General features: G+C 32.3%; 2 protein-coding genes. Both read left to right on the top strand.

The annotated features are described in order from the left end of the window. Positions 1 to 456, top strand: a 456-nt coding sequence (locus AB2369_RS11485; protein WP_367666618.1) for a hypothetical protein, incomplete at its 5' end; no start/stop codon positions are given. A gap of 84 nt (positions 457 to 540) precedes the next feature. Then, positions 541 to 4,389: a S8 family serine peptidase gene (locus tag AB2369_RS11480; protein WP_367666617.1), complete on the top strand. Its 3,849-nt coding sequence runs from the start codon at positions 541 to 543 to the stop codon at positions 4,387 to 4,389. The last annotated feature ends 387 nt before the right edge of the window (positions 4,390 to 4,776 follow it).

Here is a 4,776-nt window from a genome sequence, read left to right as displayed (position 1 = left end):
GACAAGGATGAAGTTAATACTGTAAATGTTAATAGCCATATTCCCAGTGAATATAGTTATGAGAATGTAGTAGATAAAAATTATGCTATAAAGATATATAAAGGATTAAAAGAAGAAGTGATTAACTTAAGTGTTATAGAGGATTTCATTAAAAATTATAATGATAAAAAACCTAGTGAGATTTTCTTAATAGAATATTTAGAGAAGGATAATGTTAAAAAGGTAAAAAACCTTATGAATCTAAAATTCAATGGAGAAGAGGGTACTCTTATAAAGTATGATGTATCCAATGAAAAAGAATTTAAAGAGGGAACAAGAAAAAAGTTTAAAAAAATAGTGAAATCAGGGGATAACACTGGTGTGAATATAGTTCTTTTAGAAGATGAGCTTCAATCTCCTTTAGAAGGAGAGAGTATATTTACTTACGAAGAAGGGGCTTCTAAGGAGTATAAATAAGAATATAGCATTCCTTTTTAAAAAGGAATGTTTTTATATAGAAATAATTATATATCATAAAATTAACTAGGGGGGCTTGGTAATATGAATCAAAGCTTTAGAAAAGGTATGTCTAAAGCCATGTCAACTATGCTTGTAGCTGCTATGACATTGGGAGTATCTCCTAAGGTTGCACAAGGAACTGAGGAAGTTAAAAACATAAAGGATATTCTAAATATGCCTTTATCAAAGGAAACTAAGGATAGTATATTAAATGAGGTATCGCCTTATTTAAAGGAGGCTAACAATAGCTATAAGGATACTAGAGATCAAAATGAAATGGTTAGAGTAATAGTAGAAGTAGAGGGTAAATCTGCATCAGAAATGGTTGCAAAAGGACAAAGACCTGGAAAATCTGAGGTGAACAAGGTAGAAAAGAGCCAAAAGTCTGCAAAAGCAGAAGCAAAGTCTCTTGAAGGAGCATCTATAAGACACTCTTACACCAATGTAATTAATGGTTTTAGTATGGATGTTAAGAGGGGAGAAATAGATAAGCTTAGAAATATAGAGGGAGTAAAAAATGTAATAGAGGCTGAGAAACACCAGATAGCAATGAATTCAGCTAAAACATTAACACAGATTGAGAATATATGGAAGAATTATAGTCTAAAGGGAGAAGGGATGGTTGTATCCATTCTAGATACAGGTATAGATTATAATCATAAGGATTTTAGAAGCCCAGATGATAATGGAAAGCTTAAGCTTAATAAGGCTTCTATTGATAAAGTAAAGGAAACAGGAGTATTAAAAGCTGATAAGGCAGCAGATACTTATTTCTCAGAAAAGATACCTTTCGGATATAATTATGCAGATAAAAATAATGATGTAATAGATAGAAAGGATAGTAAATCACCTCATGGAGCTCACGTAGCTGGAATTGTAGGGGCTGATGGAGATGAGAAAGAAGTTAAAGAAAATAAGGCAATAAAAGGAGTAGCTCCAGAGGTTCAACTTCTTGCAATGAAGGTATTCTCCAATGGACCATTAGGGGAATATACCTATGCAGATGATCAAATAGCAGCTATAGATGACTCTGTTGCTTTAGGTGCAGATGTTATAAATATGAGTCTGGGCTCTTCAGCTGGTTTTAGAAATGATAATAATCCAACTCAAAAGGCAATTGAAAGAGCTACTGATGCAGGGGTAATGGTGGTAGTATCTGCAGGAAATGCTGGTTATTCAACGAGACCTTTTGATAAATTAAACCTTAACGATGTAGGGGTTGTAGGAGCACCAGCTTTAGCTAAAGATGCTTTAATGGTTGCAAGTTATGAGAATTTAATAGCTATGGTTGATACTGTAAGATTAAAGAATTCTAATGGTGAGATACTGGCAGAAGGAAAATATACTTTTCATCAACATGAGATGTCAACTATTATAAATAAGGATCATGAAATATTAGACTTTGGGTTAGGGCGCGTAGATGACTTTAAAGGCAAGGATGCTAAGGGAAAAGTAGCTCTTATAGAAAGAGGGGATATTGCATTTACTGATAAGATATTAAATGCTCAGAAAAATGGAGCAGTTGGAGTTATTATGTATAATAGGGATAAGGATGAAAGTCTTATAAATATGCTAAGTGATCCTAATATAAAAATTCCTGCTATATTTGTTCCAAATAGTACTGGGGAGAGCATTTATCAAAGACTTGCCACTGAAAAAGTATTATTTAATGGGGATATAGGAGCAGAATCTAGGGATAACTCATTAAAGAATGATTATTCTGATTTTAGTTCTTGGGGACCATCTCCTAGCCTTGACTTTAAGCCACAGATAGCAGGACCAGGAGGAAGAATATATTCAACACTTAATAATAATGAATATGGAAGTATGAATGGAACATCAATGTCAGCACCTCATGTATCTGGAACAGCAGCGTTACTTCTTCAAGGAATAAAAGAGTATGCACCAGAGGTTTCAGGTAGAGAAAAGATAGATTATGCTAAAAATATGTTAATGAATACAAGCTCAGTGAAAATAGACAAGTATGGGGAAGGAGTTCCTTATTCTCCAAGAAGACAGGGAGCTGGTCTTGTTCAAATAGAAGATGCAGTTAAAAATAGGGTAACAGCTACCTATAATGGAGCAGCATCAGTAGCTCTTAAGGAAATAAAGGGAAATAAGGCTAAGTTTACAATAGACCTTAAAAATCATGGAGATAAAGAAGTTAAGTATAACCTAGGAATATTAGGGGGAGTATTAACTCAAAGTGAAAAAGCTTCTCAAAATAAGATGGTCCAAGATGTAATTCTTGATGAAAAGGATGCAAGTGTTTCTTTTAATAAGGAAACAGTTACCTTAGCTCCTAAGGGAAGTGAAAAAGTAGATGTAACTTTAAATATAGGAGAAGGACTATCTACGGAGAAGTTCCTTGAAGGATATATTACCTTTAAGTCTGAGGATACTAATGTTCCTTCATTAAATGTACCTTTCATGGGATTCTATGGGGATTGGTCTAAGGAGAGTATAACAACTAATAATGCCTGGGATAAAGAAAAGCATCCACTTATAAAAGCTTTACTTGAAAATGGAGAGTTTGCAAATGTATCAGTTGAAAACTTAATGTTAAGTTATAATGGTACAGGAAGTTCTAAGGGGCTAAATATTTTAGGAGTAACTTCAGTTAATGAGGATAATACTAAAAATTATGACGGAAATAAGATAGCTATAAGTCCTAACAAGGATAACTATAATGACAGTTTAATACCTGGCCTATATCTTATGAGAAATGCTAAATCTATAGAAGTAGATGTATTAAATGAAAATAAAGAAGTGGTAAGAAGAATTGGTACCATTGAAGAGTTAAGGAAGAAGATATATAGTGCAAATAATGATGTGGGTAAGGTTCCACAAATAATTGATAATATATCTTGGGATGGACAAGTCTACAATAAGAAGACTGGAGCAATGGAAGTAGCTAAGGATGGACAATACTTCTACAGAATCAAGCTTAAGGTAGATATTGAAACAGCAAAAGAGCAGGTTATAGATGTTCCTGTTAAGGTTGATACTGAGGCTCCAAAGGTTAATATAGTGAGCTATGAGAACATTGGAGAAGACTCAGTTAAGATATACTTTAAGGCTGAAGATGATTTATCAGGAGTTACTGAAAATGGATTATTCCCAGTGGTTGTTAATGGAGCTTTAAATACTGAAGCTACTAAGGCGAAGCCAGAGTATATTAAGGAAAAGAATGTCTATACTAAAGTTGTTAAGGGGCTTAAACCTAATAGTATAAATGACATTCAAGTAGGGGCATTTGATTATGCTAATAATTTAGGTGGATCAAGAACTGTTATTAAAGTTGGAGAAGTTCCACCAGCTGTTATAGAATTTGAAGATAAGGCTTTTGAGTCAGGAGCAATTGATCTAAGTACCTCTGAATATAAGATCAGGGGAAAGGTTTCAAGGTATATAAAATCTCTAACTGTAGATGGACAAGAAGTAGAGTTATCTAAGCCTAATAATAAGGGAGAAGTTTACTTTGAAACTACAATAAAACCAGAAGATGGATTAAGAATAATAAATATTAAGGCAGTGGATTATGATGGAGAAGAACTCCTTAATTATGGATATAAGATATATAAAGATACTGTAAAACCAGTAATAGAGGTGGAAAAACCAGAAGGAAATAAGGATGAAATTATAGTTTATGGAGACACTTTAAATCTTAAAGGAAGGGTTTTAGATAATACAGCATTTGGATATGGCTTCTATGTTAATGGAGAGCTCTATAAAAAAGTAGATAATTCCACTTATGTTGAAAACAAAGGAAATGAGTATAAGTTTAATTTAGAGCTTAAAAATTTAGAAGATGGACAAATTATAACTTTAAAAGCAGTTGATTATCTTAAAAATAGTGAAGAGATTAAATTTAAAATAGTTAAGAAGTAAAATTTTAGGGGCTGTGGCACTAAGGGATTTACATACAATATATTGTAGTATTTACTCTTAATGCTGCAGCTTCTTTATTTTAAAAGAAAAATAAATAATAATGTTGATAAATAAAATAATTGTAGAAACATATGTGAAATCAGGATAAGAAATATTGTCATTTATTGAAGTGATTACTTTTTTCATATCATAGAGAGAGAAGTTAAGAAGTTTTTAACAAGTTATCCATAACTATTAACAGAGATAACCACAAAAAAAGCATAGTTAATAACAACTTGTCCACAAGAAATGTGGATAAGTCGTGGAAAGTGTGGACAATATAATTTTATTATTCACAGAAATAAGATTAAAAATTTTGTAAAACCCTAGAAATACAAGGATTTATAG

Origin of the sequence: Clostridium sp. (genome assembly GCF_040797585.1) — a bacterium.
GTDB lineage: Bacteria > Bacillota > Clostridia > Clostridiales > Clostridiaceae > Clostridium_Z.
The sequence above is the reverse complement of the archived record's forward strand: the minus strand, read 5'-3'. Positions and strand labels throughout refer to the sequence as shown.

Excerpts from the sequence above, each read along its gene's own strand:
- AB2369_RS11480 (WP_367666617.1), top strand. The coding sequence starts at position 541 with ATGAATCAAAGCTTTAGAAAAGGTATGTCTAAAGCCATGTCAACTATG.